12 protein-coding genes are annotated in these 17967 nt (G+C 65.4%); 4 read left to right on the top strand and 8 right to left on the bottom strand.

The window, feature by feature from the left end; genetic code table 11:
• Positions 1-230: 230 nt before the first annotated feature.
• Both KUM39_RS18875 and KUM39_RS18870 read right to left on the bottom strand, forming a co-directional pair.
• Complete coding sequence (locus KUM39_RS18875; protein WP_217786878.1) at positions 231-1175, bottom strand: DUF2637 domain-containing protein; 945 nt, start codon at positions 1173-1175, stop codon at positions 231-233.
• 424 nt (positions 1176-1599) lie between these two features.
• Positions 1600-3120, bottom strand: coding sequence for a DnaB-like helicase N-terminal domain-containing protein (locus KUM39_RS18870; RefSeq protein ID WP_217786877.1), 1521 nt, complete (start codon positions 3118-3120; stop codon positions 1600-1602).
• 279 nt (positions 3121-3399) lie between these two features.
• On the opposite strand from KUM39_RS18870, the gene KUM39_RS18865 reads away from it, so the two are divergent.
• The 3 genes from KUM39_RS18865 to KUM39_RS18855 all read left to right on the top strand — a co-directional run bounded on the left by KUM39_RS18865 (position 3400) and on the right by KUM39_RS18855 (position 6161).
• Positions 3400-3939 carry a helix-turn-helix transcriptional regulator gene (locus KUM39_RS18865; RefSeq protein WP_217786876.1) on the top strand — a complete coding sequence of 180 codons (540 nt, stop codon included), beginning with the start codon at positions 3400-3402 and terminating at the stop codon, positions 3937-3939.
• 162 nt (positions 3940-4101) lie between these two features.
• Positions 4102-4398: a helix-turn-helix domain-containing protein gene (locus KUM39_RS18860; protein ID WP_217786875.1), complete on the top strand. Its 297-nt coding sequence runs from the start codon at positions 4102-4104 to the stop codon at positions 4396-4398.
• Positions 4395-6161, top strand: coding sequence for a tyrosine-type recombinase/integrase (locus KUM39_RS18855; protein ID WP_217786874.1), 1767 nt, complete (start codon positions 4395-4397; stop codon positions 6159-6161). The genes KUM39_RS18860 and KUM39_RS18855 overlap by 4 nt, the downstream gene beginning before the upstream one ends.
• Positions 6162-6286: 125 nt before the next feature.
• On the opposite strand, the gene KUM39_RS18850 is transcribed toward KUM39_RS18855, so the two are convergent.
• From KUM39_RS18850 to KUM39_RS18835, 4 genes are all read right to left on the bottom strand, one after another.
• Positions 6287-9364 (bottom strand): type I restriction endonuclease subunit R, encoded by a 3078-nt coding sequence (locus KUM39_RS18850; RefSeq protein WP_217786873.1) that lies wholly within the window; start codon positions 9362-9364, stop codon positions 6287-6289.
• A gap of 3 nt (positions 9365-9367) precedes the next feature.
• Positions 9368-10651 carry a restriction endonuclease subunit S gene (locus KUM39_RS18845; protein ID WP_246620383.1) on the bottom strand — a complete coding sequence of 428 codons (1284 nt, stop codon included), beginning with the start codon at positions 10649-10651 and terminating at the stop codon, positions 9368-9370.
• On the bottom strand, positions 10644-12197 hold the full coding sequence (locus KUM39_RS18840; protein ID WP_217786872.1) for a type I restriction-modification system subunit M: 1554 nt from the start codon (positions 12195-12197) through the stop codon (positions 10644-10646). The genes KUM39_RS18845 and KUM39_RS18840 overlap by 8 nt, the downstream gene beginning before the upstream one ends.
• Before the next feature lie 1070 nt (positions 12198-13267).
• A complete protein-coding gene (locus KUM39_RS18835) occupies positions 13268-13894 on the bottom strand; it encodes a hypothetical protein (protein WP_217786871.1) in 627 nt (208 codons plus the stop codon).
• 358 nt (positions 13895-14252) lie between these two features.
• Between KUM39_RS18835 and KUM39_RS18830 the strand changes: the two genes are divergently transcribed.
• Complete coding sequence (locus tag KUM39_RS18830) at positions 14253-15716, top strand: P-loop ATPase, Sll1717 family (protein ID WP_217786870.1); 1464 nt, start codon at positions 14253-14255, stop codon at positions 15714-15716.
• 418 nt (positions 15717-16134) lie between these two features.
• Here KUM39_RS18830 and KUM39_RS18825 read toward each other — a convergent pair whose 3' ends face one another.
• On the bottom strand, positions 16135-16659 hold the full coding sequence (locus tag KUM39_RS18825; RefSeq protein ID WP_246620386.1) for a P-loop nucleotide/nucleoside kinase family protein: 525 nt from the start codon (positions 16657-16659) through the stop codon (positions 16135-16137).
• 29 nt (positions 16660-16688) lie between these two features.
• Positions 16689-17447, bottom strand: coding sequence for a GntR family transcriptional regulator (locus KUM39_RS18820; RefSeq protein ID WP_217786868.1), 759 nt, complete (start codon positions 17445-17447; stop codon positions 16689-16691).
• Positions 17448-17967 lie beyond the last annotated feature (520 nt).

Raw genomic sequence — 17967 nt, 5'->3', positions numbered from 1 at the left:
CGCCCCCCGGCGCAGGACCGGTCCCGCCACCCCCGGGGCGGGAACTCCGGGAGCATTGCTCCCGGGACAACTTGCTCCGCCTGGGGCAGGGGTGGTGGTTGGCGCTATGTGGTGGGTGCGGGACACGTGGTTGGGGTCGTACATGGATCGGTTCTCCGTGGAGTGCTGGTGCTGGCCGTTTTGCTTGCCGAGGCCCTGTGTGTTTCGCGCTTGGCTGCTCGGGTGCGGGGTCAGGCGGCGCTGACGGGGGCTGTGCCGGGTTCCCTTTGCTGCTGGGAGGCGGTGTCGCTGTGTCCGTGGAGAGGCTCGGTCTCAGAGCTGCTGTATGCGGCGGGCTCGGCCAGTCCGCGCTCGGCCCGCAGCTTGTCGCGTACGTCGCGGGCGCGTTTCTGGCCGACCCCCAGTTCGATGCGCAGGCGCTCGGCGGTCAGTCGGTCGTCGCTCCAGTCGGCGGTCAGGAGCCGGGCCTCGTCGAGGACTTCGCCGTCGGTACGGGGACGGGCACGGTCGGCGGTCGACCCGGCGGTGGTGGGGAGCCGACCGGTCGTCACCGGATGCAGGAAGGTTTCGGTCGGCTCCGTGGCGGCGGTCGGTCGGGTCGGTCGGGTGGTGGTGGCCGACTCGTCGGCCACGGTCGGCCTTGTGACGGGTGGCTTGGCGACTTTCACGACGAGCGGCTCGGTGGACTGTGCTGATTCGGCCTGGTCAGAGCTCGACCGTGCGGCCTGCTCGTCAGCTTGCCGATTTGCCGACTGGGCCGGGGCCGCGTCGGCTCGGTCACCCGACTCGGGGTTGTGGTGCAGCACCTTCGCCACGAGGTCCGATCCGAAGTAGATCGATCCGACCGGGAGCGAGGTCGCCAGCAGCACCAGGGCCAAGTTCGCGGGTGCCCAGTCGGCCAGTCGGCCCCACCGCGTTGGCGTGGTGTGCAGGGCTGGGATGAGTCCGTGCACGTAGTTCAGCAGGAGGCTGGCGATCGTGTAGGCGGCCAGGACCCTCAGGGCGAACCTTCGGTCGGCACCGGTCAGTACCAGGGTGGCGACCAGCGCGAGGGCCATCAGCCCGTCGACGACGATCGGGTAGAGCAGGGCGGCGGTGGAGTCGACGCCGATGGCGCGGGCCACGTCGGACAGCGCGTTCCAGGAGACCCGGAAGGCCATCAGGACGACGATCATCAGGCCGGCGACGATGGCGAAGCGACCACTGCGGCTCGTGCGATGTCCTCCGAGGACCGAGGAGATCTGGTTGCCGGGGCGAGTGGGAGCGGTGCGGTGCCGGCGCGGATCCTGTGTCTGCGGCGGTACGGCAGCCGGAGTTGTCGGGGCAGGGGAGGGCAAGTCGGGTCTCCGGGGGTATCGCGCTGGGGTTCTTGGGGGTGGGGAGGGGAGGCGTTCACGCGGGGAGCGTTCACGCGGGCCCCCTTCTAAAGGGGGCCCCGCGCGTGAACGCCAGGGCGTGTGAACGGCGTGAGCGCTCGCGTGATCGCTTGACCTGCGGTTTTGTGGTCTGCGTGCACGCTGTGAGTGGTTCACGGCGGTGTCTGGGCGTGGGGGTCGCGTGAACGGTCGCGTGAACGCTTCACGCGAGTCCGCTGCGGGGTCAGCCGACGGCGGTGAGGTGGCGTGCGGTGGCGTAGTAGCGGGTCTGCTGCCCGCCACCGGCTCCTCCGGCGATCCCGTCTGCCTTGGCGGCCAGGCCGTTGTCGACGAGGCGGGCCAGGTGGCGTCGCGCCTTCTCCACGTCGGCGCGGTCGGGCTCGCCGCCTCCGATGAGGACGGTCGCCAGGTCGCGGGCGGTCAGCCCGTTGGGGGCGTTGCGGAGCAGGACGGCGGGGTCCTTGGTGGGGTCGAGGGTGGTGGTGCCGCGCACGTGGTCGTGGGTGACGTCCAGGGGGCCGACTTCCCCCGTGGGGGTCTTGAGGTGGTGCAGGGTGACGGCGGGGTCGCCTGCCCGGCCGGCGACGAACAGGACGCTGCCCGCGCCGGCGGTGATCCAGGTGGATCCGTATACCTGGTCCAGGCTGGGGCGCTGGCCGCGCGGGGCGTCGGCGGTGGCCTTGCGCTGGTGGTGCAGTTCCATGATCTCCACGCCGCCTCGCAGGGCGCGCATGCGGGCGTTGTGGAAGGCGACAGCGAGGCTGTCGTCGACCATCGTGCTGACCGCGTCCTTGAGGCTGTCGATCACGATGGTGTCGGCCTGGTGTGCGGCAGCGAGGTCGGCGAGGAGGTCAGGCTCCTTGTCGAGTGTGGCGGGCAGTGGGCCTTCCCAGACCACGAGCCGCTCGCGCAGGATCTTCTCGTCGGTGGGGAAGACGCGCCGGTTCATGGCCTTGGCGATCTGCTTGGGTCGGTCCATCGCGAGGTAGAGCACCCGCCTGCTGGGGGCGACCGGCATCTCCAGGACCGTCTCCTGCAGCCCGAGGCGGGCGAAGACCACCTGGTGGGCCAGAGTGGTCTTGCCGACGCCGGGAGCACCGACGATCATCAGGCTCTCACCGGGGGCCCAGACGGTTTTCTCGCGTGTGCCCCACAGGGGTTCGGCGTCCGCGCCGGTCTCCCTGACGAAGGCCCACCCGTCGACGGCGAAGCGGGACAAGCGTCCCTGGCCCGAGGCGAGCGCTCGCTCGCGCTCGGCACGCACCTCCGCTTCTACTTCGCTGCGTATCGCCTCGGGATCGGCACCCGGCTCCTGAGCCCGTTGCACGGTGCGCACGGCGGAGGCGAGCAGACGGCGTAGGTCCGCCTTCTTGCGGACGATCTCCGCGTGGTACTCCGCACTGCCCTCGTCGTAGAGCATGCGTGCGAGCTGGTGCAGGTAGGCGGGACCACCGACGCGCGTCAGGTCCCCCTGTCCTGTGAGCAGCTCGGCCAGGACGATCGGGTCCGTCGGCCTGCCCTCACGGTGCAGGGCGAGCAGCGCGCGCCAGATCGTCTCGTGCGCGGGCCGGTAGAAGGCGTCATCGCCCAGGACAGGCCGGACCGTGTCGATCACACGGCTATAGAGCATGCAGGCGCCGAGCACCGCGCACTCGGCATCCATGCTGTAGGGCGGCTCCGACAACGCGGGGGCGTCGTCGAAGTGGGATGGCATCTGGGGCGGCAGGGCCGTACCCTGAGGCATAGAGCTCCTCATCCGGCAGGCCATTACGGGGCGGCAACCCCGGCCGGTGCCGGTTTCGATCGTTCAGGGATGGATGGTTGTGCGGTGGAGCCTCTACTTCGGCCCCGGTGTTCGTAGCACCGGGGCCGCTTGCGTGTGCGGATCCGTCCACCGCTGTACGGCGGACCTTGACCATAGCCGAGATTTTCGGCAACGCAACGGCTTGCATTTCGTTCCGCAACGAGGTTTAGTTGCGGACGCTGGCCCCAGTGGACCGTTGTCGCGTGAAGGGAGGTGCGAATGAGCGATGAGGAAGGTGCGGAGCGCGCCGGCCCTGGGCGTCCGGTACCGGAGGAACATGTCGCCGCACGCATCAAACTGGAGCGCGAGGTCCGGGGCTGGAGCACGGTGAAACTTGCCGAGGAGATGGCTACTGCCGGCCATCCGATCAACCAGTCGGCGATCTGGCGTATCGAGAGCGGCAAACCCCGCCGCAGGGTCAACCTCGATGAAGCGCTCGGCTTTTGCAAGGTTTTCGACATCACCATGCATGACCTGACCGGGCCGCCGGGGGAGCTGGCCACGCCTCGCGTCCGCCAGCTCGCTCGTGAGTACGTCGAGATGACGCGTGAGTACCACCAACTGCGAGCGGCGATCGACCGCAACCAGATGCATCTGAGCGAGATCGACAGGGAACTCAACGCCTACGCGGACAAGGGGCCCGAGCGAAGAGGGCAGGTCGATGAACTCCTCCGGCTCGAAGAACGAGCCCTGATGAGACGCATGCACCCGTCCCGGGCTCACCACCGCAATCAGGGGCAGCCACCCGCCGGCGAGTAACCGGTCATTGCCCTCTCCCGGCGCTACGAACGCCGAGAGACCCAACGTTCGGCGACCCCTGTCGCCGAACGATCACCCATCCATCCCTGAACGACACTACCGGCCAGGCCGACGGGAGTTGCCGCTCCCGCGACGCCGTGATGCCGGTGGTAGGAGCACCCCTTGTCGCAGCCTGCCCTGCCCATTTCCCAGATAGCCCAGCTCCTGGACGTCCCCGAAGACGCCCTGCGCGCCCTGATGGCCGAACAGCGATCCGTCGGCGACACGACCCTGGTCGCGCTGACCGTCGCCGAGGCGGCCCGCCGGATCGGCATCGGCCGCACCAAGCTGTACGAGTACGTCTCCTCCGGAGAGATCGCCTCCGTCAAGATCGGCAGCCTGCGCCGCATCCCAGCCGAGGCGGTTAACGACTTCATGGCCCGCCGTCTGTCGGCCGCCGACTTCGGGGCCGCCGCATGACGCGCGACTCCGCACCCAAGTCCCGTCAGCCCAATGGCGCCTCGTCCATATACGTCGGTAAGGACGGCCGCTGGCATGGCCGTGTCACCGTCGGCGTCAAGGACGACGGCACTCCGGACCGCCGTCACGTCGGCCGAAAGACCCGCGCCGAAGTCACGAAGGCCGTCCGCGAACTGGAGCGCCAGCGCGACAAGGGTGCCATCCGCAAGGTCGGCCAGTCGTGGACCGTGACGACCTGGCTCACCCACTGGGTCGAGAACATCGCTGCCGCGCACGTCGCCGAGAACACGATCGACGGCTATCGCGTGGCGGTCTACCACCACCTCATCCCCGGTCTCGGCTCCCACCGCCTGGAGAAGCTCGACCCCGAGCATCTGGAGCGCTTCTACAAGAAGATGCAGGACAACGGCAGCGCCGCCGGCACCGCCCACCAGGCCCACCGCACGATCCGCACGGCACTGAACGAGGCCGTGCGCCGCCAACACCTGACATCGAACCCGGCCTCCATCGCCAAGGCCCCCAAGGTCGAAGAGGAAGAGGTCGAGCCATACACGGTCGAGGAGGTTCAGCACCTGCTTGCCGAAGCCGCCAAACACCGCAACACCGCCCGCTGGGTGATCGCGCTCGCTCTCGGCCTCCGTCAAGGCGAGGTCCTCGGCATGCAGTGGGACGACGTCGACTTCGACCTCGGAGTCATCCGCGTACGCCGTGGTCGCCTGCGGCCCCGCTACGAGCACGGCTGCGGAGACCGCTGCGGACGCAAGCCCGGCTACTGCCCCCAGAAAATCAACACCCGCCGCGAAACGAAGAGCGCCAAGTCCCGCGCCGGCCAGCGCCCCATCGGCGTCCCCGGCGAGCTGCTCCAGCTTCTCCGGCAGCACCGCGAGGCGCAGGCTCGCGAGCGAGCACGGGCCCGTGACCTGTGGACGGAGAAGGGATACGTATTCACCTCACCGACTGGTGAGCCCCTGAACCCGAACACGGACTACCACAAGTGGAAGGAGTTGCTGAAGGCCGCCGGTGTTCGCGACGCCCGCCTCCACGACGCCCGCCACACCGCGGCGACGGTCCTGCTCATCCTCGGCGTCTCCGACGCGGTCGTCGACTCCATTATGGGCTGGGAACCCGGCAAGTCCGCCCGGATGCGCCGCCGCTACCAGCACCTGACAAGCCGCGTCCTCAAGGACACCGCGGCCAAGGTCGGTGGCCTGCTGTGGGGCACGGACCAGGTGGCGGGAAGTGCCGCATCGGATACCGGCCAGAGCCCCGTCCCCGCCGAGCTGGTGGTCCACGTCGCTCGCCTCGGCGAGCGGCGCGTTCCCTTCCTCCACCGCGAACACGCCGACGAGGTCGTCGCACGGTGGAGCGAGGACTGGCCCGACCACCCAGCCGAGGTCGAGGCGTGGGACCGCTGGCGCTGGGAACACCAGGCCCCTGGCGGCGCGAGCGCCCTTTACGACCGCATGCCGGAGCGGGCCGTGGTCTTCCACGCTCGCGCTCTGTTCCTCCCCGGCGGCGAACGCATTGCGACCGGGCTTCCCGAGCAGCGGTCGATGCCGGCCTGGGACTTCGAGACCGACCGTTACACCGACCGTGCTTCGGCCTGGCGCACTGCGCGACGCCTTGGCGCGGGCCAGGAGGTCGAGGCTCAGGTGCGGGGCACGGACAAGGCGGCCGTGGAGACGGCCTTCGCCGAAGCGTGTGCACAGGCTGTGGACCGGGCTCGGAATCCGGGGAAGTACGGCGATACCGACGAGTGGTAGCGCCCTGGAATGCCATCAGGGGCCGATGCGCCGGGGCGCACCGTTAGGTGAGCGTCACGGGGTGAATCAGTCCCCACAGCGTGACGAGGCCCGGCGACCGCCAATGCCGGGCCTCCGCGTGCCCGTCAGTCGACGAGGTAATGGGCTTCGATGTAAGCGACGGTGGAGCCGTACGGTTCCCCCACCGGCTTCAACACGTACCGGCGGAAGACCGCGGCGGTGGCCCGGCGGACGCCGCGGTTGCGCGCCTCGGCGTTGTCCCATGACTGGGCAAGGGTGCGCTTGACCACCTGATCGATCTCCTCGGCCAGGTTCCGCTCCGTGACGGTGAGGCCGGGCGGCGCGTGGTCGTGGATGATCCGCGACAGGACACCCACGTGGTCGTCGTCCAGTACGACGGCTTCGTCGGGGTGCTTCTCGGCGTTCACGATGGCACGGGCGACCCGGAGTGCTTCGGCCAGGAACTCCAGGGCGTCTTGGGCGTTCTGAATGATTCGGTCCCGCAGCTGCCTGATCCGCTCTGCCAAGGCGGTGTACTTCGCGGACCCCGGTTCGACGCCCTTCTCGAGGGCGGCCTTGATCTGGTCCAGGATCTCCGCCGCAGACGGCGGCCTCTTGTCCTCGCTGTCGTCCTTGCCGGACTTGGGGCGGACAAGGACCAGCAGCTCCTTGAGGATGGTGATGCCCTGAGCGTCGAGGACGAGGGGTTCCTCCTGAGAAGCGACCACAGAGAAGGAGTGGACGTGAGCGTTGATTATCTCCAAGACCAGCGGTCCCAGCTCGCCCAGGCGTTCCTTCCTCTCCTCGTCGGAGGACTTCTTGAACAGGGTGGTGTACACGGATCCGAACAGCCCGAAACCGTCCCGATACTTGGCGATCCGCTTGTCGGTGTTGATGAGCGGGTACAGGCGGGCCAAGAGCCGGTAGTCCTTGGAGAACATCTCGGCGGCGACAGGGTCGGCGTCCAGGAAGACGTTAATGGCTCGTACCGACTCGTACCCGTGGACCGTCAGGTCCAGGCCGTCCACGTTCGCAAATAGGTCTTCGATACGGGCGAAAGTGGTGCGGAACTCGGCGACCAGGTCGGTCACGTCGGTGACGAACCCTCCACCCTTGCCAGAGGTCCCCTCGGCGGTGGGGTCGACGACGGCCCGCTGGACCTCCTCGGCCAGGCTGATGTAGTCCACGACCACACCAGAGGTCTTCACGAACCCGGTCGGGGAGACCCAGGTGCGATTCGGCCGGGTGATCGTCTGGAATAGGTTGTGGGCCTTCAGCGGCTTGTCTAGGTAGAGGACGCCCTCGTTGGGGGCGTCGAACCCCGTCATCAGCTTCGCGGTCACCACCAGGAAGCACAACGGATCGTCCGGGGCGAGGAAGCGCCGCTTCTGCTCCTCCTCCTCGACCTCCGAGAGCCGGTAGGGCCGCATGGCGGCGTCCTCGTCCTTGGAGTCCTTGACGTGGATGTTGACCTCGGCGGTGATCCGGCCATGCTTGCCGACCTCGGCGAGCACCTGTGACGCCTCGAAGCCGGCCAACAGCTCGTTGATCTTGTCGGTGTAGGCCACGGCCAGCTCACGGTTGTAGGCGACGACCTGGGCCTTGAGGCCGTTGCGGTAGGCGCCGGCAAGGTAGTGGTCCACGATGTCCTGGCAGACCGTGTGTATGCGTCCGCGGTTGGCGAACACCGAGGTGAGGCGTCCGAACTTGCGGGACAGGGTTTCACGGTCGGGGTCGTCGAGGTCGAATTCGTCGGCGAACTGGTCGAACTCCGCTTGCAGCTCTTGGTCGTTCATCTCGAAGGTGACCGGGTGCGGGTCCAGCATGACCGGGACGGTGGCCTCATCATGCAGGGATCGGGACACCGAGTATCGGTGCAGCACCCTGCCCGGGTCGGTCTCCTCGCCGAAGAGGGAGAAGGTGTCAGTGGCGAGGTTCCTGATCGGGGTGCCGGTCATGCCGAAGAACTTCGCATGCGGCAACGCTGCACGCATCTGTCCGGCCAGAGAGTCCTCCTTGGAGGACTGGGTGCGGTGTGCCTCATCGACCAGCACGATGATGTTGCGGCGGGTCGACAGATTCTTGCCGGCGTCGGCGAACTTGTGGACGGTGGTGGAAATAACGCCGCGTACGTCGTCGGCCAACAGGGAACGCAGCTTCTTGCTAGTGGCGGGCTGGTGGAAGTAGGCGTCCCCCATCGCGGAGGTGAACACTCCAGAGGTCTGCCGGACGAGGTCGGTGCGGTCTGAGAGCAGGATGATCGTTGGCGAATCGGTGCGAGTGTCGGCCAGCAGCAGGGAGGCGGCGAACACCATCAGCAGTGTCTTTCCACTGCCTTGGTGGTGCCAGATCAGACCCTTCCGGCCGTCGGCCAGAACCCGCTCGTGGATCAGATGCGCGGCCTCCATCTGCGGATAGCGGGGCAGGTACTTCTTGTCCACCCCGCCGCCGGAGGTGCTGAAGAGGGTGAAGTTGGCGAGCATGTCCAGGACCGTGGCCGGGGCGAGCAGCAGCTCGACGGAGCGTTGCACGTCGGCTTGCCCGGAAAGGGCTTCATCGTCGGCAGTGGACCGGAACGGCTGCCACAAATTCAGGGGCGCACCGGCGGCACCGAATCGCAGCTTCAGTCCGTCGGAGGCGATGGCGAAGACGTTGGGGGTGAAGAACCATGGGTAATCGGTGGCGTACACCTCGTTGATCTCGCGGGCGGCGCCGGCCCACCCGGACTTCGCGGTCGGTGACTTCACCTCTACGACAACTAGGGGCAGGCCGTTGACCCAGTAGACGAGGTCGAACCGTCGGGGGGTCTTGCCAGGGATGGTTATGGTCACCTCGTCCGACACGACCAGCGTGTTGGCGATTGGATGCTCGAAGTCGACGAGCTTCAGGGCGTGCCACGCGCCGTCGGCGTGCCGGAACTCCTTTTGCCCGCGCAGCAGTTTCAGCACCTGCTCATTGGCCCGTACCAGCCCGCCCTCGACGGCGTTGACCGTGGCGACGATCTCCTCGACCACGGCGTCCACGTCGAACCCGTCGATCACCTCAGGGTTAAGCCGGACGATGGCGTCCCGCAGGTGACCGACGATCACAGTCTGGGTCGTCTCACGCGGCAGCGACCTACCGGCTGTGAAGTTCCAGCCCATTGGCAAGGACCATTGGATCATCAAGTTCTGGAACTCGCGTTCCCGAATGCCCTTTGCCACGGCTCAGACCCCCAGTTCGGCAGACTCAATCTCGATAGTGCGGTCCAGCAACCCCAACAGCAGCCCCGCCCGGACTCGACGGAGACGGGCCTCCTCAGCACGGGTTGCCATGATCCCGCGGGCCACGGCGTCGCACCGCTGGACGTACTCCCCCTGCTCTGGAAGCGACGGAATGGGCACCCGAACAGTACCGAAACCGCGCTTATTGATCTTGACCATCGACTTACTCGTTCCACCGGCAGTACCGGAGATGCTGGTCCGCAGTTCGCGCGACGACACGGCGTGCTCCAGGTAGTCCGCGCGAACGCGAGACTCGTCGACACGAAGGCGCCAGATGAGGTCAGGCATGAATGTCCCTGCGGGCACGTTCCTTGCGATAGCAACGAAGCCAACGCGCTCCGGAGTGTTGGCCCGCGTGATGAGTAGGTCGCCGTTCTTCACCACATGACTAGGCGAGAACGCGGCGACCTCCGTAACGGTCTTGGCCTCGGAAGTTTTGAACCAACCACGCTGCACTGCGCTGAGCTTCAGGATTCGATACTCGTCCTCAGCAGAGGCTTCCCCTCCAGCCTGGACGCTCTTACCGCTGTCGATTCCCAGCAGTACGTCGCTGATGGGCTGATGATCCGTGTCTGGCACGTTAGAGCGCAGCGCCTCTAGAACCCCCTCCAACGCCTCGGACTCAGCGTCCAGCGCGGCAATCTGGTCATCAACTGCGTCGAGCATCTCGACGATCCGAGCTTGTACCTCGCAGGGCGGGACCGGGAGTTGGATCTGCAAGAGTTGCTCTGGGTTGAGACGCTTGCGCCGTTGAACTGTCCCGCTTACTCGGTTTTTCATCTCTGCCCACAGCCGCGGTGAGCCACAGACGTGCCTCATCCAGTCGGGCATCAGTTCTGGCCCGAGCGTGAACGTCGGGAATTCGTTGCTGACGACGAATCCGTCGAACTCGGCAGGTACTACGGTGATTGGTCCTTCCCACGCAGTCAGTTTTCGCATTACGACCTGGTTGGCGCGCAGGACGTTCATCGCTGCGTACTCTGTGTCTCCGCCGTCGAGTTCACCTTTAGTGATAACCCCCTTTCCTGCATTCAGGACCCCGGCTAGGCGGTAGGTAGTTCCAGGCTTCATCGGTGTGCGCTGGATGTCGAGGCGCATCACTTCCCCGAGCGGACGAAGCGGATAGCCGCTACTCACCGAAGCCTTCGGTCTCTGCGGTGGAACGGCCACCTTGCGACGTGCGGAAGTCTCCAAGTCGCCGATGCTGATTTGCTGCCAGTCACTCATCGAAGCCCTCGATCCCGGCGGCAGAGAGGACTTCGAGCATGCGCTGCTCGGTTTTCTGGCGCTCGGCGCGGGCGATGTTGTAGGCGTCGATGAGGGTGCCGAGGTCCTCCTGCTCGGCGGCGGCCTGCTTGATGTAGCGGCCGATGTTGAGGTCGTATCCGTGCGCCGCGATCTCTGTGGCGGGGACAAACCGTGCGGAAAGGCCAGCCTCTCCGTTGTCGTCGGAGTCCGAGTGGTAGGCCGTCACCACGTCGGCGACGTCTGCGTGAGCGAGGACACTGCGGTTCTTGGCCTTGGTGAACCGTGTGGAGGCGTCGATGAACAGCACGCCGCCCTGCCGCTCTGGGGCCTTGGTGCCAGGCGCACGGAATACGAGGATGCAGGTCGGAATCGTCGTGTTGTAGAAGAGGTTCGACGGCAGCCCGATCACGGCTTCCAAGAGGTCATCGTCCAGGACACGCCGGCGGATAGCTGCCTCCTGGCCACCTCGGAAGAGGACGCCGTGAGGCAGGACGACGCCGGCACGACCCTTCTTCGGATCCATGCTGGCGATCATGTGCTGCACGAATGCCCAGTCCGCCGACGACTGCGGGGCGACCCCTCCGATGGCGCGCGAGTCGTTGGTCCAGGGCTTCCACTTCAGGCTGTAGGGCGGATTGGCGACAATCACGTCGAACTGCTTGACGGACCCGTCCGGCTTCTTGAAGCGCGGGTCCCTCAAGGTGTCGCCGACCTCGACCTTGAACTCAGTCAGGTTGTGCATGAAGAGGTTCATGCGGGCCACACCTGCGGTATCCGTTACCGCCTCCTGACCGTTCAGGCTGAGTGTGTACCCACGCCCGCCGCGGGCCTTCAGAAGGCTGGCGGCGGCAATGAGCATGCCACCAGACCCGCAGGTCGGGTCGTACACCGACTCGTGGTTCTTGGGGTCCAGCAGCTCGATGATCAGCTCGACGACCTCACGCGGGGTGAAGAACTGGCCCGCGCGGGTGCCTGACCCGTCGGAGAAGCGCTTAAGTAGGTACTCGTACGCTCCGCCGAGCACGTCGTGGGACATGTTGCCCTCGTGCATCTTGGGGGTGCGGTCCATCGCCCGCATGACCGACGCCAACACCTCCCCTGGCAGCACCGCTTCAGAGGTCCAGGTCATGGACCCGAACAGACGGGAGAACTTGTCAGGGTTGGCCGACTCGATGGCCTGGAGGGAAGCGCGAACCCGCTGCCCAAGGCCGTGCTGAGCGACGGTGGCGAGGATGGACGACCAAGAAGCGCGACGCTCCTGGACGGTGCCAGCGTGGATGAACGGAATCTCGAACGACTGGTGGTCGCGGTACTCGATCTCGCGGGCTTCCTCGGGGGAGAGGCCGTCCAGGCCCTCGTACTGGGCCAGGAACTCCTGGTGGTTGTGCTCCCAGGTATCCGACAGGTACTTCCAGAACATCAGCGGGAAGACGACCGAGGAGTACTGCGCTTCGGGCATCGCCACGCGCAGCTCGTCGGCGGCGTCCCACAACCGGTTCTCGATCTCCTGCTGGGTCACTGCCATCAGTTGGGGGTGTCCTTGCTCGTGTCCGGGTGGCGATCTCAGGGCCGTGGAGCTTCCGCCGGGCATCCTATTTTGTCCCTCTGACAGCGAGGCTGTGGTCGATCTCTCTGCTGACCGGTTCAAGGAGCAGGCGTGGGCTGCTGCGGCACGCAGGTTGCCGCGAAGCTCCATGTGGGTCACCCAGGAAATCTTGGGCTCCATGCGGCCGCCGATCATGACCCCGGTTGCCCTGATCGTCAGCGAAGAGCAGTCAGAGCCTGTCCGTGGAAGTCCACGGGTGTCCGTCCTGCGCAACTGAGACCAAAACTGAGACCACGCATGTCGAAGGGCCCCACCGCGAACGGTGGGGCCCTTCGACATCGTGCCCGGTGAGGCACTGGCGGAGGATACGAGATTCGAACTCGTGAGGGGTTGCCCCCAACACGCTTTCCAACTGTCCGCACGGCAGTCCGGCAGCGTCCGCGAGCGTTCGCCCGGCAGCTCAGAGGGGGTGCGCGTACGACGGTGAACGGGGTTGTCCACCAGCGAACTGGACAACAACCAGGACAACGCCCTCCAGCGGCAACCTCAGCCACGACGGGGGTGCGTCGGACGATCAGCCGCGCGTGTACCGCGATCCCTATCGGCATCAGCCACGCTGCTCGATCGGTGTTTATCAGAGCAAGCTACGACGACGAAGCCGCGGTAGCGAGGCACTGTGCAGCGACTTCTTCGTCCCGAGGCAACTTGAGTGGAGGTCTGCCCTAGGCCGCTGCGTCTCTCACCTGCTCCGATGGTTCGCAGACGTCCGCGCTTGTCCGCCGCTGTCTGTCGGCGTTGTCACGCAGTTATGCACTCACTTGGTACGGCTCCCGGTGCGCGGGAGCAGCGTGCGTCTGCTGAGTTCTCCGGGCTTGGGCATGGTGGTACCAGTGTCGCAGACAGATGGGCGTGACCTGGGGTCGTCGGGTAGGACCCCTGTCACTGCTGGTCGTCGGTGGTCACTGTTGAGCGGCCTCGGACGGCCCAGAGACGGCCCAGGACTCAGCCGACACGGCCGTAGCAGCCAAGCGCCAGCCGACCGCTTCCCCTCATTGGAGCGGCACAGGAGCGACCGGGAGCTGTTCCCTGTAGGGCCAGGTGAAGGTGCGGTCCGGTTCGAGGTGGGCCTCTCCCCAGTGGATGACGTGGATGCCCTTCTCCGCGTCCGCAGTAAAGAACACGCAGACGAGTCGGGTGGAGGATCCCAGTTCCTCGAAGGCTTCGTGCAGTCCGAGGTACTCCTCCGTCGCCAGGCCGCCGTCGACCTCGAACAGACCGTCCGGGGAATCCGGCCCGTGTGCCTGGAACAGCCGTCGGCGAGTGGGCGACACGTTGGCAGGCAACCGGGCTCGGTCCAGAGGCCTCGGCCTGTCGGCGTACCGAAACGGGAAGAGCGCGTAACCGTTGATCACCGCATACTCGTACCCGCGGACATCCCGCACGGACTCACCCAGCTCCCGCGCCGTCTCCGCCAGGTTCTCGCGCACCACCCCCGCCAGGGCTACACCGTAGGGACTCCGCTTCTTCAGTCCCGCTGCAAGGTGCGCAGCGTGCGCCTTCGCGTGCGCCTTGGCTAGCTGCTCCGGAACAGCAGCGGCAACCACGCCAGCATGCCGCCCGAACCGCTCGACGGCCCAAGCCGACGGTCCCACCACGTGAGCCTCCGGTACTGACACGTCCTCCCCCTCCGCCGATCCCCACCCTCTGTGTGACACGCCCACGAAGGGGACACAAGGAGGCAATCCGGCCACGGGTGGTTCCCGTGCCTCAAAACAGATCAGAGCTGACCACCTGCGGCCGTCTCACGGATCAACTCACTGACCTGCTGCTGAGCCGTCGGCAGCAACTCGACGCTGGTCAGCCTTGAGCACCGATCCGGATCCCGGGGACGGTCCGGGAGGGCGCCCATGAGTGAGCACGCAGACATCTGAAGTAATGTCGAACGCGACGATGATCCGTCATGAACTGCCCCCCGATCGTCACGACTAGCGCTAACATGCCTACTCAAGGTCGCGGCGTATCCCTGGGGGGGAAATGCTCAATATTTCGGAAGCCAGCAACTTCGGTGCGATTGACGCGGATGCCGACACATTGTTGCGGGAATGCTTCCAGGATCATCCGGCTTACATTGCGGCGAAGAGGAATGAGAAATTGCTCATCCTCGGACGTAAGGGTTCCGGGAAAACCGCCATCTTCAAGCGCTTCCTTACGGAACGAAACCCTAACGAATTCTCCTACGGTCATTCCTTTAACGATTACCCGTGGCAGCATCATGACCTCCAAGCCCAGACTGGCGTCCCGGAGGAGAGGAGGTTCTTTCACAGTTGGAAGTATCTTATCCTTATGGGGCTCGCTAAAATTCTTTTGAATCAAGACCAGAGTCAGCCATGGAGTGAGCAGTCTTCCGAGTCCATGCAGGCACTTGAAGATTTCGTGGTCGACTCGTACGGATCCCGCGACCCTGATGTGCGACAGATCTTTAGCCCGGAGAAGGAACTGCGATTCAAGGGGGCACTAAAGATTCCATTCCTTGAAATTTCGGGCGAGCGAGTTCGAGTTAGGGAGCTTCCTCCTCACATTCAGGAAGTAAACCAGGTGATCCAGGAGCACGTGCTTCGCTCACTAAATCCCGAAAACTCATACTATGTTTGCTTTGACGAGCTTGACCTAGGGTTCGGAAAGACTGACGAAGCATACTCGCAGCGACTTATCGGTCTAATCCTTGCGGCCCGCGACCTCTTCCTCTCTGGGCGGGATAGAGGCAAGAAGCTCAATATCGTCGTATTCCTACGGGATGACATTTACCAAGATCTGCACTTCGAGGACAAAAACAAGATCACCGAAAACCTGATGGAACGGGTTGAATGGCATGAATCATCGGGAGGCTTGACACTGAAAAGACTGATGGAAAGTCGCTTCAGTCGAGCACTGAGTAACGGATCCGGGCAAGTCGGCTGGGACAGTATTTTTGATGAGACTCGCGAGATGCCCAGCAGGCAGACAAAATACAAGCACATTTGCGACCGTACGTTTCTGCGCCCGCGTGACATCATCAAGTTTTGCAACGAAATTCTGAAGCAGTATAAGCTGATGGGCGGTGAGGGTCAGTTCGATAACCAAGCCATTCATGAGGCGCGATCCGGCTACTCCGACTACCTACTGAATGAGCTAGACGACGAAATCGCGAAGCATGTTCCTCAGTACAAGGAATACTTGGAGGTCGTGAAGGAGCTCGGCTCCCTTTCGTTCACGTTGGATAACTTTTCGACCGCCTGGTCGAGAAGGGCAACCTTGACCGATATCGACCCCGCTGTAGGCCTGGGGCAGCTGTTCGAGTTCTCGGTGGTCGGTTACTTGAAGCCTGGCGGACGTGGCGGCGGATCCGAATACGTATGGCGCTATCGGGACCCCCGTGCCCGCTTCAATGCGGCGTCCGAATCATTCCGTGTGCACCCTGGCTTCAAGGAAGCTCTGGACCTACTGACCGGCCGAAGCTGACATGTAGGTCGGTGGAGCGGCTTTGGGCTGGAGCTGCTTTGGGGCGAGTGATCTTGGCCCCGTAAGCTGATGGCGAGTCGGGCAGTCTGTGGACCTGCCCGTTAAAGCACGACGTTGGGGCCAAGATCTTAGAGGCTCGCCCCAAAGTGGCTGCCTAAAGCCGTGGAACCGACCGCCCCAGCCACAGAGGGTCTCTCCCCACTTCCGCCCGCAGCCGCCGAGCGCGCCGCCGGGCGCGGCCAGCCGGGGCGAAGACAGGAGGCAGGCCGCGCCGTAGAGGCGGCGCGCGCCCGCGCCGTGCGCGGGCCTTGAGCGAGGTAGGGAAAGTCTTGCTGCGGCTTAGCTTCTGTGTGCGCCGGGTTGCGCGGCTCTGAATAAGACGGGGACTGAGACGAGTGTTCCCCAGATGACCTGCAGCTCAGCTCTCTGTGCTGCCAGGCGGGGGAGTTTCCAGCGCCGCGAGCACGGCTGTAGCGTCGCCCTCGTACAACAGGTGAGGTTCGTCATCCTGAGGCGGGATGAACCGGGTGCGGTAGCGCTTGAGGTCGTTCTCTGAGAAGTAGATGGAGTTCGGATCGCCCTCGTGGAAATCGTTGCGCTTACTGATCCTCGCCCACAACTCATCGTGGCTGACCGCGAGGTAGACGAGGATCGGAACTGCGCCGGCGTCGAGGGCGATGGTCTTCCATCTGGCTCGTTCCTCCGGGGTCCAGAAGCCGTGGTCCACCACTACGTCGTGCCCCGCCTTGAGCTGGTTTCTCAGCTCGACGGCCACGTCTTCGAGGACCGGCCGCTCAAGGGTAGGGAAGGTGCCTCGCGGGAAGTCCACGCCGTAGACGCCATGACGGCGGTACATCTCTTCGTCCGGGCACAGGCGCATAAACCCGCGTTCCGTGAGGACGCGGGACAGGGTCGTCTTGCCGGAGCCGGGTAGTCCCACCATCAGGACACAGAACGGCGGGCGAGAAGCCGTCACGCAGAGACCTCCGACTCTGTGCGCCATGTGCGGCCGGGACCGCCCAGGTCCACGCCGTACTCCACGATTTCCCCCTGGCTGTCGATGAATTTCGCGGTCATCACGACCACCGGTTCCGAGGGCAGGTCATCGGGGTCAAGCTCCAACAGGCGCGCATCCTCCGGTGTAAGCGTGCGTGCTGACGCGGTGTCGATCCGGTGACTGATCGGGTGGCCGGTCGCTTGGGCGATGAGTTGGAGTGATGTTCCGCCGGTCAGGCGTTCGCTCGCCGCTAGCTGGGGGATCAGCTTGCCGTACCTCGCCGGAATCCACGACGTGCTGTGAGCCACGATGCCGTGCCGGTCCCGGTAGACCCTGCTGCGGCGGATCACGTCGGCCCCTGTCTCGGTGTCTAGGGCCTGTGCCACGTCGGCCGGCGCGGGAACGACGCCAGCTTCGTGCGAGTCGGACCTCTCCCCTTCTCCCCAGCTCGATCCCGTGCGCCGCCCCCGGTCCAGGCGCTGCGAGCCCGAGGACATGGAGCCCGGCCGGTCCAGCACTTCGGTGCCAATGCCGTGGATGCCCCGCACGAAGCCGTCGTTGCGCAGCTTGCGCAACGCCTTTTCGGCTGTCGCGGTGCTGACTTTCCACTCTTCCGCGAGCGTCTTGATGCTGGGCAGGAGCGATCCCGGCTGGCGCTGGCCGGACGAAATCTGCTCCGCGTAGTGAGCGGCAATCCTTGCGTACGGCGCCCGATTATCGGCCTGACCTGCCACTTCTGCTGCTCCCTCCGAAACTTCCCTGAGGTTCCCTAGCTTACCGCTTGACACCGCAGGGAACCCTAGGGAACCTTAGGGATGTGCCCGCCGGTCAGTCCAACTGACCGAAGGGCGCGGGACCTTGACGTGCCTGTTCCACTCGGCTCGTCACGGTCAAGGGGCCTGGGACAGATCAGGCCGAGGGACCCGGACCCCTGGTCAACCGGAGGGCTTAGACCGAGAGGTCATCTCCATGTGCCTGAAACGGGGGCTCGTGTCCCCGAAGGAGATCTGTCGCATCCGCTTCCACCTTTGGAGGCTTCATGCACATCACAAGAAGTAGGTGGGCGTCGTCGCGCTGGACCGGCGCGAGCGGCCATGCCCTCTGAGTCATCTCAGCCCGCTCCGCGTGCTCCGTGGTCCGACTTTGGCCGGGTTACGCAGCACGCAGGGTGAAGCCGCAGTGCTGCGGCCGGTTGCCCGCGCTGCTCGTCTCGTACGAGCGGCGTCGAGGGGAGCCGGACAGTCCGACGCTCCA

The organism is Streptomyces corallincola (assembly GCF_019104725.1).
GTDB classification, from domain to species: Bacteria; Actinomycetota; Actinomycetes; order Streptomycetales; family Streptomycetaceae; genus Streptomyces; species Streptomyces corallincola.
This window is presented reverse-complemented; position numbering and strand designations above follow the sequence as displayed.